Origin of the sequence: Proteus sp. G2300 (assembly GCF_009915965.1) — a bacterium.
GTDB lineage: Bacteria > Pseudomonadota > Gammaproteobacteria > Enterobacterales > Enterobacteriaceae > Proteus > Proteus vulgaris.
Genome location: NZ_JAABNK010000023.1, coordinates 168,486 through 186,914, shown reverse-complemented (window position 1 = coordinate 186,914; position 18,429 = coordinate 168,486). Strand labels below are relative to the sequence as shown.

13 protein-coding genes are annotated in these 18,429 nt (G+C 34.8%); 4 read left to right on the top strand and 9 right to left on the bottom strand.

Annotated features, from left to right (window positions below; translation table 11 throughout):
* Complete coding sequence (locus tag GWI97_RS12325; RefSeq protein ID WP_036936717.1) at positions 1–333, top strand: YdbL family protein; 333 nt, start codon at positions 1–3, stop codon at positions 331–333.
* Positions 334–423: 90 nt separating this feature from the next.
* Here GWI97_RS12325 and GWI97_RS12320 read toward each other — a convergent pair whose 3' ends face one another.
* The 5 genes from GWI97_RS12320 to GWI97_RS12300 form a co-directional block, all read right to left on the bottom strand.
* Entirely contained in the window at positions 424–978 is a 555-nt protein-coding gene (locus tag GWI97_RS12320; protein WP_087802361.1) for a fimbrial protein, read from the bottom strand.
* Positions 979–1,003: 25 nt separating this feature from the next.
* Positions 1,004–3,373 carry a fimbria/pilus outer membrane usher protein gene (locus GWI97_RS12315; protein ID WP_036936724.1) on the bottom strand — a complete coding sequence of 790 codons (2,370 nt, stop codon included), beginning with the start codon at positions 3,371–3,373 and terminating at the stop codon, positions 1,004–1,006.
* Positions 3,363–4,064, bottom strand: coding sequence for a fimbrial biogenesis chaperone (locus GWI97_RS12310; RefSeq protein ID WP_087802365.1), 702 nt, complete (start codon positions 4,062–4,064; stop codon positions 3,363–3,365). The genes GWI97_RS12315 and GWI97_RS12310 overlap by 11 nt, the downstream gene beginning before the upstream one ends.
* A gap of 92 nt (positions 4,065–4,156) precedes the next feature.
* Positions 4,157–4,717, bottom strand: coding sequence for a fimbrial protein (locus GWI97_RS12305; RefSeq protein WP_161710238.1), 561 nt, complete (start codon positions 4,715–4,717; stop codon positions 4,157–4,159).
* Between the two features lie 357 nt (positions 4,718–5,074).
* Positions 5,075–5,698, bottom strand: coding sequence for an FMN-dependent NADH-azoreductase (locus GWI97_RS12300; protein ID WP_036936729.1), 624 nt, complete (start codon positions 5,696–5,698; stop codon positions 5,075–5,077).
* 251 nt (positions 5,699–5,949) lie between these two features.
* Between GWI97_RS12300 and hrpA the strand changes: the two genes are divergently transcribed.
* Positions 5,950–9,828 carry an ATP-dependent RNA helicase HrpA gene (gene hrpA, locus GWI97_RS12295; RefSeq protein ID WP_087802603.1) on the top strand — a complete coding sequence of 1,293 codons (3,879 nt, stop codon included), beginning with the start codon at positions 5,950–5,952 and terminating at the stop codon, positions 9,826–9,828.
* Positions 9,829–10,095: 267 nt separating this feature from the next.
* Here the strand turns inward: hrpA and GWI97_RS12290 are convergent, their stop codons facing one another.
* Positions 10,096–11,490 (bottom strand): basic amino acid/polyamine antiporter, encoded by a 1,395-nt coding sequence (locus GWI97_RS12290; protein WP_103004716.1) that lies wholly within the window; start codon positions 11,488–11,490, stop codon positions 10,096–10,098.
* A gap of 264 nt (positions 11,491–11,754) precedes the next feature.
* Positions 11,755–12,708, bottom strand: coding sequence for a DUF1471 family protein YdgH (gene ydgH / locus GWI97_RS12285; RefSeq protein ID WP_036936733.1), 954 nt, complete (start codon positions 12,706–12,708; stop codon positions 11,755–11,757).
* Between the two features lie 387 nt (positions 12,709–13,095).
* On the opposite strand from ydgH, the gene pntA reads away from it, so the two are divergent.
* Together pntA and pntB are read left to right on the top strand one after the other, a co-directional pair.
* The gene (gene pntA / locus GWI97_RS12280; protein WP_161710239.1) at positions 13,096–14,625 is read left to right on the top strand and encodes a Re/Si-specific NAD(P)(+) transhydrogenase subunit alpha; all 1,530 of its coding nucleotides are present in this window, start codon (positions 13,096–13,098) and stop codon (positions 14,623–14,625) included.
* A gap of 11 nt (positions 14,626–14,636) precedes the next feature.
* A complete protein-coding gene (gene pntB, locus GWI97_RS12275; RefSeq protein ID WP_161681458.1) occupies positions 14,637–16,025 on the top strand; it encodes a Re/Si-specific NAD(P)(+) transhydrogenase subunit beta in 1,389 nt (462 codons plus the stop codon).
* Positions 16,026–16,101: 76 nt separating this feature from the next.
* Here pntB and uspE read toward each other — a convergent pair whose 3' ends face one another.
* Both uspE and GWI97_RS12265 read right to left on the bottom strand, forming a co-directional pair.
* Positions 16,102–17,052: a universal stress protein UspE gene (gene uspE / locus GWI97_RS12270; RefSeq protein ID WP_036936740.1), complete on the bottom strand. Its 951-nt coding sequence runs from the start codon at positions 17,050–17,052 to the stop codon at positions 16,102–16,104.
* A gap of 141 nt (positions 17,053–17,193) precedes the next feature.
* Entirely contained in the window at positions 17,194–17,952 is a 759-nt protein-coding gene (locus tag GWI97_RS12265; protein WP_036936742.1) for an FNR family transcription factor, read from the bottom strand.
* Positions 17,953–18,429: the final 477 nt, after the last annotated feature.

The following is an 18,429-nucleotide window of genomic DNA, read 5'->3' as shown; positions in this document are numbered from 1 at the left end:
ATGAATTATAAAAAATATCTCTTAAGTTTTGCGCTAATGTTGACTTTAGTGAGTACTAATGCCACAGCATTAACACTTGATGAAGCAAGAGAGCAGGGATTAGTGGGAGAAACATTTAGTGGCTACATCGAGCTTGTTCAAATAAATAATAAACAGGCTCAACGACTTGTTGATGAAATAAATCAAGCGAGGAAGACAAAATATGCTGAAATCGCTAGAACTAATCAAGTAACGCCGGAATCTGTTGCTCGACTTGCGGGTGAAAAGCTAGTCGCAAGGGCTAATGAAGGTGAATTTGTCAAAGGTATCAATGGAAAATGGGTGAAGAAATAACTAAGCCTTAAAATAAATATTTAATAACTACTTAGTATATTTAAAGCACGAGCTAGGATAAATAGCAACCGTGCTTTTCTATCATTATAATTACTCACTATCATTAAACATAACAACATCGTCATTTATTTTTGTAATAAACTGAATGTTTGATTGTATATAACCAGGCTTAGGGGGGAAGTCATCTTTTTTTACATAATTAGCTAAAAAATAAAACTCTGCTTCTCCATCAATAAGTTCTTCAACAAACTCATTTTTTTCATTAAGGTTTATGGGGTTTCCCTCATCATTGTACAATAATTGAAATGCAATATTAGTGCTTGCATTATCGCCAGCAATCATATTTTTTAAATAACCAGTATTAGTATCAATGCTCGAATTTTCAATTTTCAAACGAACTTCACCATGAGTTTTAGAACAATCTTTTATAATAATAATGATAATATGATTGTCTATATTTGCTAATGTTCCTGCTTCATGTGATGAAAAATCATTTTCATTAATAGAAAGCCTATCACTAATATTTTCATAGATATAATCAATATCACAACTTAAAGGAATTTCATGATCACCACGGCTAGCTGTTGATGGTAATGAAAAAGATGTAAGTAGTAACATAATGATTAACTGAGTGATTTTTTTCATATTTTCTTAATAGAGATAATTTAGTTTAAATACAGTTGATTTCTTTTTTTATTAGTGTGGCGTTTTTTTCATTATCATCAATTTCATAATTAAATTGACACTGCTTATCTTCTTCCCATCTTACTTTTACTAAGCCACTCTCTGTAACACCAGAAAGAAAAATAATATTATTTTCCGACACTAACCCATGTGATGTAATATTACCCTCTGTGTCTAATACGGTAACTACTGATGCGAAAGGAAGTGGAGTTGTTGATTTAAAAATAATACGATATCCTATTTTTATAGGGAAAGTTATTTTAGATACTGCGCCTAATGTGGGAATAATATTCTTGCTATAAACTTCTGTTTCTGCTTTTTGGGGTAATGTCGTTGCATTTAATTTAATGTTATTTATTCGATAAGGTGTAATATTATTTAAAACTAGATTTCCAAAAAAATCAGTTTCCATTTTTGATGAAAGTGACGTTTTGATTCCAGATATTCCTTGTGTATTAATTAATGCAAATGTTCTACCTAAACGAGGAGTAAGAGTAATGCCATTAGAATGAAGGACAATTCCTCCATTAATAGAAATATTATAATTATAATTATCTTCCATTTTGTTTGCATTAAATGTGTAAGATTGATAGTTGTTTTGATAACGGGCATTAGTGGAAAATTGGTTAAATTTTCTTTTCTCATCATACGTGTGTTGATAATTTAATGAATATCCTAAATTATGATTAAGCAGACTGCCTCCGATGTTGGTAGTATTGATATAATGTTTTTTATTACCTTGATAATTTGTTTGATTATTAAACCAATGATTATGGTCACTATTATTTCCCAATGGTATATGGAGATTAAGTGAGAATGAATGATCAAAAATAGATTTATTTTTTTTAAAATCATATTTAAGGTTATAGTTTATTTTATTTATTGAAGATGAAAGAGAAGTACTTAACCCAAAATCTTTAGATATTTTTCTATATATTTTTTCTTGATACTGAAAAGAAAGATAACCCAAGTTACTAAAGTTTTTTGATAAAGAAAATGAATAATTTCTTTTAACTCCATCGTTTTTTTGAAAATTATCTAAATAATGATAAAAAGATATTTTAGAAGTAAAATAGATTTGCGTTTTAAGCATACTTTTTTGATAAAGAAATTGATATTTTAATTTATTTTTACTATTTTCATAACTTAAGTCTGTTGCTAAACCACCCAATATACCTAAATCAAGAGATAGTCCAGATAGGTAATTCATATGGTTATCTCGTTTTTTTATTGCGCTATATGAGGTGATTTTTTGGCTAAGGCCATAGGAAAACTCACTTAAAAGGAAAGTAGAATTTTCTTTATGGTTATTATTGGGTAATGTACCAGCAATTAAATTATATTGATAGCTACCTTTATTTAGCTGATTAGGAAGTGATGTAAAATAATGGGTTGAGGTTTTGATTCTGCCATCCTCTTCTTTTATTTCTAACGTTAGTTTTCCACTTCTTAAAACAGGTAATGAATTTATAATAAATGGACCCGGAGGAACGGTGGTTTCATAAATAACTTTGTCACCTTGTCTGATCACTACTTGAGCTTCAGTATCAGCCATTCCTTCTATAATCGGTTTGTTAGCATAAAGAGTATTACTTGAAATTAAATTATTGGATATTAATTGAAAGCCAATTATTTTATCAGTTGGTAATATTCGTGTTGTAGGTGAAAAATTACCACCATAAAAAATAGAAGAAAAAGAATTAATTTGTCGATATGCATATATTGATGAAAGCTTAGATTGATAACGATCTTTCGTCCAATCAAATCTACTTTGACCACGTACACGCCAAGCTCCCATGTTAATTCCTGAATATAAATTGAGCTTTTGCTCAATAGATTTTTTTTGATGATACTTAATCCAATATGAGTATTGGGTGAATAATGCTGTAATTCCATCATCCCAGTTTTGTTCATTTGCAATATAATCAGTTGTCTTTATTAATGCTTTTTGTGGAATAATTAAATTTAACTTCTGATTAGAGAAATGATATTTAAAATCGATTGAAAGATCACTTAAAAGTATTGAGCCTTTATTCTTTTTGTCAATTTTATAAAAATCTGAATCAATGCCAAGAGAAATAAAATCATCGATAGAAAAATAAGGTGTTAATTTATTATCTATATTTTTAAAATAAAGAAGTTTTGCTGTTTTTTTTCTATTATTTATATGAATGATAGAGTGATAAAAACCTTCAGGTTTTTTATTTTCAAGAAGCAGTTTAATCGTATCATCACTAATGTTAAAAAGTGAATAAGAATAAAGAGATAGAAAATTATTTTGTGCGACAGTATCTTTGTTGAAAATAATCATTAAAATAAAAAAAGTGATCTCTTTTTTTTTAAATTTAATCTTCATTAATTATGGCCTTCTCTGTCGCATTGATTTCTACGCCAAATTGATCAATCGTTTTCCATTTAATCAATCCACTTTCTTTAATTACATTTCTTGTATTATGTTTTGTAAAAGGCGGAATTGTTTTACTTTTATTATTCAATAAAACTTCATTTAAACTAATTTTAAGTAAGGTGATAAAATAAGGTGTTGGGTTATTTATAATCAACTCATTGTTTTTGTTTTTTAAAAACTCAATCTTTTCATAAGAAGTTTTGGCATTTTTCTCTATTGATATAGGTCTATATATTAAGTTATAAACAGAGTTCATTGATATGTGTAATAAATTTTCGTTTCCATCTGAATTAGATAGCAAAGGTATTCTTTTAATGTTTATTCTATACAATGTTTCTCTATCTTTTTTTTCTATTTCACCTAATCTAAATATTTTCAAAGAATAATTTTCGTCTTTTTCTATTTTAAAGAGTGGTGGAGTGATGATAAAAGGTAATTCATCATCATTATTTTCATTGTAATGTGAAATCCAGCTTTGTATAAAATAGTTATTATCTGTTTTGTTTTTTATTTCAATGACTTCTTGATTTTGACTTTCAATAAAAATAAATCTATTCTTATTTATTTCTATTGCTGAATAACCATAAATAGGAAAAATAGTAAATATGGATAAAATGGTGACTTTTATTTTTTTGATCATGCTTTATTGTTTTATGGTAAGTTATATTTTTTCACTATAAATTCACAGTATTAAAACAAAGCTGGAAAACCAGCTTTGTCTATTCTTAAATGTTAACCTTGATCGGCAACATCAGAATAAATAACATCGAAATTTAAGCTGGTTATTACTTTTCCAGGAGTTGCATCTATATTATCTGGCTTTTTATAATTTGCGTAAAATTTATAACTTGCCATATGTGTTACTTGATCAATTTTTGCTTTAAATTGTGTGTTATTTTCCTGTGCTAAATCTATCTCGCTTCCAGTTGTATCTAAAATAGCAACGGACACATTACTACCATTATCTTTAGATATGACAGTGTTTTCTAATGTGCTCTTTCCTTGGTTTTGAACTCTTAATTTAATATTATTAAGTTCTTGAGTACAATTTTCAAAGATAATATTAATTTCTTTTGCTTCTACATTTGCTAAATTAGAAAATGTAAAATTATTTTCTTGAACATTAGGTAACTGAATTTCAGCTATTGGTTGTAATATGCAACTAGGTGTTGCTGTTATTTGGCCTTTAATATTAACTATACCTACACTGTTTTTTTCATATTCAGTAGCATTTGATTGAGTTGATAAAAAAGCCGTAGATAGAATAAATATTGAGAGTATGCTTTTTTTCATCGTAAATTCCATTTATTGAATTAATAAAATTATTTGATTTTTTATATGTTTGTTGAAACACCTAAATGTTATTTATTTGTTTTTTATAAATCAAATTAACTTTTTATTGATAATTTCATTATTAATATGAATTAAAGAATAAGTAGTAATGAATGGCTATTAAAATAAATTTTATTTAGTCGATGATTTAAAAATTTGATTAAGTTTAGATTTTTTATCTATCAAGGTTTTTAAATTATAAATCAACAATGCTCTTTTTATAAAAGAGGTGTTGATATAAAAATGATGCTGTTAAATATAACTATAAAAAAAGCACCTGAATTAGGTGCTTTTAAAGAATAATAGAAATACAAATTACTATTTTACAGTAATGCTTCTTGTATTAATAACAGCATCAATTTCTTTTTGTGCTTGCAGGTGAGCTTGCTGTGTGTATTCTTCACCAAAAGCTGTACCTTCAGCCATAATAAATTGTACGTCGTGAATGCCAATAAATGCTAAAAATTGTTTTAGAAAAGGAACGATAAGATCAGAAGGTTGATCTTTATGAACACCACCACGACTAGTTAATACAATAGCTTGTTTATTTTCAAGTAAGCCTACAGAGCCGGCTTCGGTATATTTAAATGTTTCACCCGCACGAGCGATATAATCAATGTAATGTTTTAACTGTGCTGGAATTGAGAAGTTATACATTGGTGCAGTAATAATAATCATATCATGCGATTTTAATTCACTAATTAATTCATCTGATAATGCTCTGGCTACTTTTTGTTCATCAGAGAGCATTTCTGTTTCTTGTCCAAAAGCAAATAGGGTAGCCTGGTCCAAAGTTGGTACGGTATTTTTAGCGAGGTCACGTACAGTAATAACATCATCTTTATAGTTGTTCTGCCAATTTTCAATCAAATAATCGGCCATTTTATTACTGTGTGAGTAGCTTTCTAAAATGCTGGATTTTAGTACAAGGATCTTTTTCATTATTTTCTCTTGATCTATCAAATATGCTATTAGTTTAAATTTGTTGGTTTACGGTATTTTACTCTATCTTTTAACAATCACATCTCAATCCTTTGAATATGCTATTCAAATATATTGATTATATAAAATCATAGGCTAAGAAATTTAACCAAGCCTTTATGTGCCAATAGTCTGTTGTGATATCATACTTGCATTAGTTTTGATTAGAATAACCTCAAAAAGGATAATAAAAGGTGACATTATCATCTGCCATGCTCTATCAAGAAATAGAGCAATTATCGTTGCGGGAGCAGCAACGATTAAGAAAACGTCTACGTGGCGTCGCTAAAATTAATAATGAAGAGTCTAAACAAGCGGTATTAAGTGCAATTAAAGACGATATCACAACAGCACAACAGATGATAATTCGCCGTCGTGCCACTTGTCCTGAAATTACTTACCCAGAAAACCTTCCTGTTAGTCAAAAGAAAGATGCTATTTATAATGCAATAAAAGATAACCAAGTTGTTATTATTGCAGGAGAAACTGGCTCAGGTAAAACAACACAGATCCCTAAAATCTGTCTTGAATTAGGGCGAGGGATCAAGGGTTTTATTGGGCATACTCAACCGCGCCGTTTAGCTGCGCGTTCAGTGGCTGAACGTATTGCTCATGAGTTAAAGAGTACGTTAGGAGAAGCGGTAGGTTATAAGGTCCGTTTTAGCGATCATGTTGGTGATAACTCGCTCGTTAAGTTAATGACAGATGGTATTTTATTAGCAGAATTACAGCAAGATAAGCTGTTATTACAATATGACACTATCATTATTGATGAAGCCCATGAACGTAGCTTAAATATCGATTTTATTCTTGGCTATTTAAAGCAACTATTACCTAAACGCCCTGATTTAAAAGTTATTATTACTTCTGCAACCATCGATCCTGAGCGTTTTTCTAAACACTTTAGCCAAGCTCCAATTATTGAGGTTTCAGGTAGAACTTATCCTGTTGAAGTGAGATATCGCCCAATTGGTGGTGATGAACTTGATAGCGATAAGGATATGACTGATGGGATTATCGATGCTATTGATGAATTAAGTCGAGAAAGTGCGGGTGATATTCTTATTTTTATGAGTGGTGAACGAGAAATTCGCGATACTGCTGATGCGCTGAATAAGTTACAGCTTCGCCATACTGAAGTATTACCTTTATTTGCCCGTTTATCGAATAGTGAACAGAATCGTATTTTTCACCCCCACAATGGCAGACGCATTATTTTAGCAACCAACGTTGCCGAAACTTCATTAACTGTACCGGGCATTAAATACGTTATTGATACCGGTTTTGCGCGTGTCAGTCGTTATAGTTATCGTACTAAAGTACAACGACTTCCAATAGAACCTATTTCTCAAGCTTCAGCAAATCAAAGAAAAGGGCGTTGTGGTCGTGTTTCTGATGGCATTTGTATTCGTCTTTATTCAGAAGATGATTTTATTTCTCGTGCTGAATTTACTGATCCTGAAATATTAAGAACTAATCTTGCATCTGTTATTTTGCAAATGACCTCAATAGGATTAGGTGATATTAGTGCGTTCCCATTTGTACAGCCACCTGATAAACGTAATATTCAAGATGGTGTTCGATTATTAGAAGAGCTAGGTGCATTACAAGAGGGAACAGATCATAATGGTGCTTATCGTTTAACCCCTATGGGAAAACAACTTGCACAACTTCCTATTGATCCTCGTTTAGCAAGAATGGTACTTGAAGCGCGTAAATATGGTGCTGTTAAAGAGTTGATGGTCATTACTTCCGCACTTTCAATTCAAGATCCTCGTGAAAGACCAATGGATAAACAGCAAGCTTCTGATGAGAAACATCGGCGCTTCCAAGATAAAGATTCTGATTTCTTGTCTTTTTTAAACATGTGGGATTATTTGAAAACTCAACAAAAAGAGTTGAGTCATTCCCAGTTTAGAAAATTGTGTCGCCAAGAATTCTTAAACTTTATGCGAGTTCGAGAGTGGCAAGATGTTTATACGCAATTGCGACAAGTTGTGAAAGAATTAGGTTTTCCAGTCAATAGTGAACCTGCCGATTTTAGAAGTATTCACGTAGCACTACTAAGTGGTTTATTGTCGCATATTGGGCAAAAAGATACGGATAAACAAGAGTTTACTGGAGCAAGGAATGCTCGTTTTTCTATTTATCCAGGCTCAGGTTTATTCAAAAAACCGCCTAAATGGACAATGGTAGCGGAGCTAGTCGAAACATCTCGTTTATGGGGGAGAATTGCAGCTCGGGTCGAACCAGAATGGATTGAACCTATTGCTGAACATTTGGTGAAACATCACTATAGTGAACCCCATTGGTCAAAAGCGCAAGGCGCTGTAATGGCTAATGAAAAAGTGACATTGTATGGTCTGCCAATCGTTGCTTCTCGGCCTATAAATTACAGCCAAATTGATCCGCTTTTATGTCGTGAGCTTTTTATTCGCCACGCGTTAGTGGAGGGAGATTGGCTAACTCGCCATGCATTTTTCCGTGACAATTTAAAATTACGGACAGAAGTTGAAGAGTTAGAGCATAAATCTCGTCGTCGAGACATTCTTGTCGATGATGAAACAATGTTTACCTTCTACGATCAGCGAATACCTCAGGACGTCGTTTCGTCTCGTCATTTTGATAAATGGTGGAAAGAGGCACAAAAGGCATCACCTGATCTGCTTAACTTTGAAAAAAGTATGCTTATCAAAGATGATGCTAAACGAGTTAGTGCATTAGATTATCCGAACTATTGGCAACAAGATAATTTAAAATTACGTCTCACTTACCAATTTGAGCCTGGTACTGCGGCTGATGGTGTCACCGTTCATATTCCATTACCTATTTTAAATCAGGTAAAAAATGAAGGGTTTGATTGGCAAATTCCGGGTATTCGTCATGAATTAATAGTGGCTTTAATTAAATCATTACCAAAACCTATCCGTCGTAATTTTGTACCAGCACCTAATTATGCTTCTGCATTTTTAGAGCGAGTACCTCAAGTTGAAGGTGATTTGCTTGATAGACTTGAAAAAGAGTTACGTCGAATGACTGGAGTGACGGTTGATAGAGAAAGTTGGCAACTTGATCAAGTTGCCGATCACTTAAAAATGACATTCCGTGTTGTAGGTGATAAAAATAAAACGTTAGCAGAAAGTAAAGATCTTAATAAGTTAAAAGAAAATTTAAAGGAAAAAGTGCAAGAAACGTTATCGGCGGTGGCTGATGATGGTATCGAGCAGCAAAACCTACATATTTGGAGTTTTGGTGATTTACCACAGCGATATGAGCAAAAACGCGGTGGTTATTCAGTGAAGGCTTATCCTGCTTTAGTTGATGAAAAAAACAGTGTAGGCATTAAGCTTTTTGAAACAGAAACTGAACAACAAGCATCAATGTGGGAAGGGGTACGACGGTTATTATTATTAAATATTCCTTCTCCGATTAAATACTTGCATGAAAAATTACCAAATAAAGCAAAGTTGGGTCTTTATTTTAATCCTTATGGCAAGGTGCTCGATTTAATTGATGATTGTATCTCCTGTGGTGTTGATAAGCTCATGGCGTCTTATGGTGGTTTAATTTGGCAAGAAGACGAATATCAAAAGCTACAAGAGTATGTCAGGGCAGAGCTAAATGATGCTGTGGTTGAAATAGCAAAACAAGTTGAATCAATTCTAACGCAAGTTTTTGCCATCAATAAACGTTTAAAAGGGCGGGTTGATATTAGTGTTGCTTTTGCATTATCTGATATTAAAGCCCAACTTGGTCTGTTAGTTTTTCCTGGTTTTGTTACCTCTCATGGTTGGAAGCGCCTTGCTGATATCCCTCGTTATTTAAGTGCAATTGAAAAACGAATGGAAAAATTGGCTATTGATCCTAATCGTGATCGTGCACAAATGAGTCGAGTTGAAAATGTTATACAGCAATGGCAACAGTGGTTAGGCAAACTGACTGAAAAACAAAAACAGCAAGACGATGTACAAAATATTCGCTGGATGATAGAGGAGTTAAGAGTGAGTCTATTTGCCCAGCAGATAGGAACACCTTATCCAATATCAGATAAACGGATATTGCAGGCAATAGAACAAATTAATTTTAACTAATAAAATAGTGACATGTTTGAGCCCACGAAAACTAATGCTTTTCGTGGGCTTTTTTATTCTCTTGTTAATTAATAGCTAGCTATATATTAGTTACAACATACTATTGTTTTCTTAACTTATAAGCACCTAACCATCTGTGTAAAAAACAACAGCTTAATAGGGGAAAATAACCGGTTTACAAAATAGGATTTTTAGTAGAGACAAACATGAGAGAAAAGCGCTAGAGAGAAAAGAGGTGCTATTTTTATAGCACCTCTAGGCGTGATTTTAGTAAAGAGCTAAGTAACCTAATGCGGGAATAGCACCAAATAACACAAGTATCAGCATGATCTTTTCGCCTAAAAGTAAGGGGGTATTGTTTTTATATTGTTTGCGTGTATATAAAAACATTAAGATACCAGGCGCATAAAGTACAACGGATAACAATAAGTTAATAACACCAGATGCATAAAGTAACCATAAACCATATAAACTTGCGGGTATGGCTATCAGTAATAGAGCACGGCTACTACGTGCAATGGCAACTTTAAATAGAAATGCGCCTACTAAGAAGTAAGGTACAAGGATCATCTCTGAGGCGATAGTCAGCAATGTGTTGTAGTTACTTCCTGTTAACCAGATTAAGACTAAAGAGAATTGAACCGCTAAGTTGGTAAACCATAAAGAAGATGAAGGTGCGTCATTTTTATTTTGCTTACCGAGCTGTTTAGGGAATGAATGATGCAATGCTGCGATATAGGGAACTTCTGCTGCCATAATTGTCCAGCTTAAATATGCGCCACAAACAGATAAAATAAGACCTGTAGCAATAATTATTTCACCCATACTACCAATAAGCTGTACAAGCAAAGGAGCCATTGACGGGTTTTTCATTGTGGCTAATTCAGCTTGGCTGACTAAACCTTGTGATAAAAGTGTCACAAGAATATAAATAATGAGAGCAATCACAACAGCTAGTACGGTGGCTAAACCAACATCTTGTCGATTTTTAGCTCTGGCAGAAACGACAACGGCACCTTCAATACCAATAAATACCCATAGCGTAATCAGCATTGTATTTTTAACTTGGTCCCAAACAGGAACGCCCATATTTATGCCTTGAAAATCAAGGGTAAATATATCCATATTGAAAGCTAATAAAGCGACAATAACGAATAATCCTAACGGAATAAGTTTTGCCATTGTTGCCATTAAATTAATACTGGCGGCTGTTTGTACACCACGTAAGATAAGAAAGTGAACAACCCAAAGTAATATGGATTCTCCTATTAAGGCCTGCCAAGTATTACCATCACCAAAAATGACATTTTCAGGGGGATCCGTAAAAAAACTGAAGGCAGCAAAAACAATAACAAGATAAGAAACGTTAGCGACAACCGCGCAGACCCAATAACCCCATGCAGAGCAAAAACCAATAAACTCACCAAATCCTTCTTTAGCGTAAGTAAAAATACCACCATCAAGATCAGGGCGAAGACGAGAGAGAAGTAATAAAGACGTGGCAAGAAAGAGGATCCCAATACCGGTTATAACCCAACCAATAATCAATGCGGCAGGGCTAGCAACTTCAGCCATATTTTGAGGCAAACTGAATACACCAGCACCAACCATTGAGCTTAACACTAACGCGGTGAGTGATATTAAGCCAAGTTTCTTATTCAAGGATAATTACCTACGTGATTAAAATTGTAAATAAATAGCGTATTTTCTTGTTTTTTGGTCAGTAAATAGAATAAATATGAATATCTCAAATTTAAATAAAGATAAAAACACTAAAAAACAGCGAGATTTTACGGAGAGTTAACGTGGTTGTCTATGCATTAAATCATAAAAATTATGCACTTTTACAAAATGTAGTTTGTTTGATTATATTTTGAGTAAAAAAAAACCTCGCATTAGCAAGGTTTTTTAATTAGGACGTTTTTATTACTTGAAGAGGTCGGCTGTAATCGTGACGGTACCACCATCACTTTGCCATTCATTTGTAATATGGTAATACTTGGCGCCTTTTGCTGCAGCACGCTTTGCAACCTGATAAGAAATTTCTGGTGAGTTTACAAAGTATCCACTAAATGTAATGGTATCAAAAGGATCCATTAATGCAGCAGCTGCTTTGTTAACTTCTTGAATTTCAGTACCATCAGGTAATGTTACAGTGTAACGACCACTTGCACCCGAAGTTTGTGTATCAGTAAATGTACCTACACTTCTATCAAAATCAGTGTTTGATGCAAGACCTGGTTTCTCAACTTTATTGGCAGCGGCTCCGCCTTCTGCAATAAGTGCGCGACCGGCATCAGAATCGTAAGGAACAACGGCTTCTGGTGCTTGAATAGCACGTTTAGGTGCATCTTTTTTGTAGATATAAGCTGTGACTTCTTGGTTACCACCATCATTTGTCGATACGTTACGTACAATAAAGAATGATGCTGCACCTTTTTTAGCCGCTGCTTTTGCAATTGCATCGTTAATATCAGGGGTTGTAGGGAAGTAACCACGGATAGAAACAGTATCAAATGGTTGTAACAGAATTGCTTCAGGTTTTGGTAATTCAGTTACGCCATGAAAAACACGATAGCTTTCTTCTTCTGCTTTTGGTGCATCTTTATGGTATAGGTCAGCAGTAACAGTCATATTGCCACTATCACTGATATCATCAAGACCTTGAATATAGAAACTATCAGCACCGACTTTATCAGCACGACGTGATACCGCATCTGCGGCTTCATAAATCGCGTTAAAACGACCGATAACTGTAATTCTTTCAAATGGTTTTAGTGCTGCAGCTTGTTCTGGAGTCAGTTCCTGAGCAGCCTGCGCAACAGTGATATTAGTTAAAGACAACATCGCTGCTGCGATGACTGAGGTTTTCAGCTTCATACAAAATCCTTCCGCCTTGCGCAATTAATATTGGTCATGTGCTGAACGTAGTGGTTTATCACATAGGGATTAATTATTACATGTAATAATAGCATTTGTCGCATTATTTTATTTAGTGAATCACCACAGAGTCAAATGACCAGTATATGTTACCAGATATTTACCTGAATATAGTGAATAATTCATAAATATGCCTTTTCGACTAAAATGATCCAATTAAGTTCAATTTTAGCTTTACACAGATATAGATTATTGGTTTTATTTTCAGTAGGTTATTAGAGCTACGATTAATAGCATGCATTTGATTATTTTTAACATTTTTTTTGCATGATTATGAAATTAGCGGAGAAATTTTAACAGGTCTCATATGGATAAGAAGGGAAAATTATGCGAATTGGTATACCCAAAGAGCGACTTTCTAATGAAACAAGGGTTGCTGCAACACCTGCTACAGTAACTCAACTCATAAAATTAGGATTTACAGTCGCAATTGAAAATGGTGCTGGTATTGCTTCAAGTTTTGAGGATAAAGCTTATCAGGAAGCAGGGGCTGAGATCCTCGATCTCCAAAATGTCTGGCAATCAGACATTATTTTAAAAGTAAATGCACCACTTGATAATGAAATCGCGCAATTACAAGATGGCGCAACGTTAGTGAGCTTTATTTGGCCTGCACAGAATGCGACATTACTCGAAAAACTAGCGGAAAAAAACATTAACGTTATGGCAATGGATAGTGTGCCACGTATTTCTCGTGCACAATCCCTTGATGCGTTAAGTTCAATGGCAAATATTGCTGGTTATCGTGCCGTTGTTGAAGCAGCCCATGAATTCGGAAGATTCTTTACTGGGCAAATTACTGCGGCAGGTAAAGTACCACCAGCTAAAGTGATGGTTATTGGCGCTGGTGTTGCAGGCCTTGCTGCAATTGGTGCGGCAGGAAGCCTCGGTGCAATTGTTCGTGCATTTGATACGCGGCCTGAAGTGAAAGAACAAGTTCAAAGTATGGGGGCTGAGTTCCTTGAACTTGATTTTAAAGAAGAAGCAGGCAGTGGTGATGGTTACGCTAAGGTCATGTCAAAAGCTTTTATTGACGCTGAAATGGCATTGTTTGCAGAGCAAGCAAAAGATGTTGATATCATTATTACAACTGCATTAATCCCAGGAAAACCAGCACCTCGTTTAATTACGAAAAAAATGGTTGATTCAATGAAACCTGGGAGTGTCGTTGTCGATCTTGCAGCTCAAAATGGCGGGAACTGTGAATATACCGTGCCTAATGAAGTCTTTACGACAGACCATGGTGTAAAAATTATTGGTTATACAGATCTTGCTGCTCGGTTACCGGCACAATCATCTCAGCTCTACGGCACTAACTTAGTCAATTTGCTGAAATTACTCTGTAAAGAGAAAGACGGTAATATCAATATTGATTTTGATGATGTTGTTATTCGAGGTGTTACCGTTATTCGTGCTGGTGAAATTACTTGGCCTGCACCGCCAATTCAAGTTTCAGCACAACCTAAAGTGGCACCTGCTGCGAAACCACAAGAGAAACCCGTTGCTAAACCGGTTTCACCTTGGAAGAAATATGGTTTATTAGCTATTGCTTTCTTATTGTTTGCATGGCTTGCGAATGTGGCACCGAAAGAATTTTTATCTCACTTTACGGTATTTGCACTTTCTTGTGTGGTGGGATATTACGTTGTGTGGAATGTTAGCCATTCATTACATACACCATTGATGTCAGTGACAAATGCAATATCAGGCATTATCGTTGTCGGTGCTTTGCTACAAATTGGGAGTGGTGGCTGGGTTAGCCTGTTTTCGTTTGTCGCAATATTAATTGCGAGCATTAATATTTTTGGTGGATTCACTGTTACTCAACGTATGTTGAAAATGTTCCGTAAAGGCTAAGGGAGACAATTATGTCCAGCGGAGTTGTTACAGCGGCATATATTGTCGCCGCAATATTATTTATTTTCAGCCTTGCCGGTTTATCAAAGCATGAAACCTCTAAACAAGGTAACTATTTTGGTATAGCAGGGATGGCGATTGCACTATTTGCAACCATTTTTGGACCTTATGCAGGAAATGTAGGTTGGATTATTATTGCAATGGTAATTGGTGCCGTTATTGGTATTCGTTTAGCTAAAAAAGTCGAAATGACACAAATGCCAGAATTGGTTGCAATCTTGCATAGTTTTGTGGGTTTAGCCGCCGTTTTAGTCGGTTTTAACAGTTATCTCGACCACGATACCGCAATGGATCCTGTGATGGTGAATATTCATCTAACAGAAGTCTTTTTAGGGATCTTCATTGGTGCTGTTACATTTACAGGTTCAATTGTTGCTTATGGTAAATTAAGTGGAAAAATGTCATCAAAACCGATGATGTTGCCTAATCGCCATAAATTAAACCTTGCAGCTTTGGTTGTTTCTTTCTTATTGATGGTTTGGTTTGTTAAAACCGACAGTGTTGGTTTACAAGTTTTCTTAATCATCGTAATGACTGTAATTGCATTAGCATTTGGTTGGCATTTAGTTGCATCAATTGGTGGTGCTGATATGCCAGTAGTTGTATCGATGCTGAACTCTTATTCAGGGTGGGCAGCTGCAGCCGCTGGTTTTATGTTAAGCAATGACCTGTTAATTGTAACAGGTGCATTAGTGGGTTCTTCTGGTGCCATCCTTTCTTATATTATGTGCAAAGCGATGAATCGTTCTTTCCTAAGTGTCATCGCGGGTGGATTTGGTTCAGATGGTACAGCTTCAACGGAAGATGGTGAAATGGGAGAGTATCGTGAAACAACAGCTGAAGAAGTTGCTGATATGCTGAAAAACTCAACATCTGTCATTATCACCCCAGGTTATGGGTTAGCTGTTGCTCAAGCACAATACCCTGTACATGATATCACTGAGAAATTACGTCAACGTGGTATTAAAGTACGCTTTGGTATTCACCCTGTAGCAGGACGTTTACCAGGTCATATGAATGTTTTATTAGCAGAAGCTAAAGTGCCTTATGACGTTGTATTAGAAATGGATGAAATCAATGATGATTTCTCTGATACTGATACTGTTCTCGTTATTGGTGCTAATGATACTGTAAATCCCGCCGCACAAGATGATCCGAATAGCCCAATTGCAGGGATGCCAGTATTAGAAGTGTGGAAAGCGCAAAATGTTATTGTGTTTAAACGCTCAATGAATACAGGTTATGCAGGAGTTCAAAATCCTCTGTTCTTTAAAGAGAATACACAAATGCTATTTGGTGATGCGAAAGCCAGTGTAGATGCGATTTTAAAAGCGCTGTAATAGATATAAAAATAATGATTAAAATAAAACGCCAGTCGATGAATTTCAACTGGCGTTTTTTTATACAGGTGCGTATTTATTCGTGATCATTCTCAACTGTAATAGGACAGGTAAAACCATCGGGTTTGATGGCTAATAAATCACATTTGATATGATCAATAAGTTGTTCTGCGGTATTTCCTAAAAAGGCTGCTGAAAGACCCGTTCTTCCCAAAATGCCTAAAACTACAATACCCGCATTTAGCTCTTCACAAACTTGAGGAATAACTTGCTCTGGTAATCCTTCTTTAACATGGGTTTTCTCTTCAGGAATACTGAATTTCTGGCGAAGTTCTTTCATCGCAATAAGATGTTGCCCACGAAGTGCATTGTTATAAAGGTTAGGATCAAAATCAGGTAGTTCAATCGCAATATTAATCGGTGCGACAGGGTAAGCACTGAGTAGATGAACATCAGGATCTTTTTGTATGCGATGAGACAAATCAGTTGTTAATTCGATAAGTTTTAAATTAAGAGCATCATGGTAAGATTCTTCATTTGATAAATTTGCCGCCACGACAATAGTGCCGTATTCAGGCCACTCTTTATCTTTAACCATCCAAACAGGGCAAGGGCATTTTCTAAGTAATTGCCAATCTAGAGGAGTAAAAATAAGTGAGCCTAATTTATCATGTTGGTGAGCCATTTTTATGAGTAAGTCATGTTGATGTGCAACGACTTCTTCGATAATGGCTTCATAGGGGCGATTATGCCAAATGACTTTAATGTCAATTTCTATGCCGGCTTCAAGGTAATAGCGAGCCTGCTGTTTGATCCAAGCTGCTTTTTGACTAATAACACCTTTGCGCATTGCATTGCGTTCATCGGGAGATAAAAGGGTTGTCATGTCATAGGAGAGATCATAAACAGGTAGAAAAGCTTTTATCCGCCCACCATTACGCTGAACGATATAGACAGCACGGCGAAGTGCTGGTTGGTCATCTTGGTTAGGATCAATGACAACGAGAAGGTTTTGATATTTTTCCATTGTAATATCCTCTTTAGGGCTGGATTTATCCATCTACAATTTAAAGATAACCCAAGAAGATAAAATGCAATAGCACAAAATAGAAAACGGGGCACAAATTTGTGTGCCCCGTTATAAAATTAGTGTGTGAAATGTAACAGGTTAAACTTCTGCTGATGAAGGAAGTTTGCCTGCTAGTTCACTTAATAATGTACTATCTTCGATAGTAATGTATTTACCTTTAACGCTTAACATACCACTTTTTTGGAAGCGGCCTAATAAACGGCTAATCGTTTCAACGGTTAAACCCAAGTAATTACCGATATCACCACGAGTCATGGTTAAACGGAATTCACGAGGGGAAAAACCACGTTGTGCGAAACGACGAGAGAGGTTATAGATAAAAGCAGCCAAACGTTCTTCTGCATTCTTTTTCGATAGCAGTAAAATCATTTCTTGGTCACCTTTGATCTCACCACTCATCAGGCGCATCATTTGCTGACGTAAGTTAGGCATTTTGCCTGACAGATCATCTAAAGTTTCAAATGGAATTTCGCAAACCATTGATGTTTCTAAGGCTTGTGCAAAACTAGGGTGTTCAGTATTAATAATGGCGTCAAATCCAACCAAATCACCGGCAAGATGAAATCCTGTTATTTGCTCGTCGCCTTCTTCCGTAATGGTATAACTTTTAATTGTACCGGAACGTATGGCATAAAGTGATTTCAGCTCATCACCTGCTTTAAACAAGGTTTGACCTTTTTGGATGGGCTTTTTACGCTCGATAATATTATCGAGTTGATCAAGCTCATGCTCGTTTAAAGTAAACGGGATGCAGAGCTGGCTAATACTGCAATCCTGACAATGGATTGCACAACCGCCAGATTGGATTCGGCGAACGACGCGTTTTTCTGGGATCATAAGCTTGCTCATTACAAATAAAAATATTGATATGCGTCAATTTTAACACATATTGCAGTAATTGGTAAGGGGAATAACGATACGTATAGAAATAATTCTGAATGTAACAAAACATGTATCTTGATAAAAACAATGTTTTGCTTAAAGGCTTATTTAGAACAATTTGCGCTAACCCTATACTCAATTGGTATATTATTCGATTTTCTAGCGAAGTTATAGTGCTATTACTAAATTATCCTGGTCAAAATCCAAAAATGAAGGTGTGCTTCAAGATTTTCTATCTTTATATTGACATTTTATTTACGGGCTTACCTTGAATTTGATTTTTTTTATACATAACTCTTTATTTTATTAACAAAAAATAGGTAAAGTTAACTAAGTGTATTTTTGATGCAACTTAATGCTACCTTGAATTAGCTTCCCCTTATAAAAAATGGGGAATTTGCAAAGAAATGAGAAATATTGAAACATTCCATT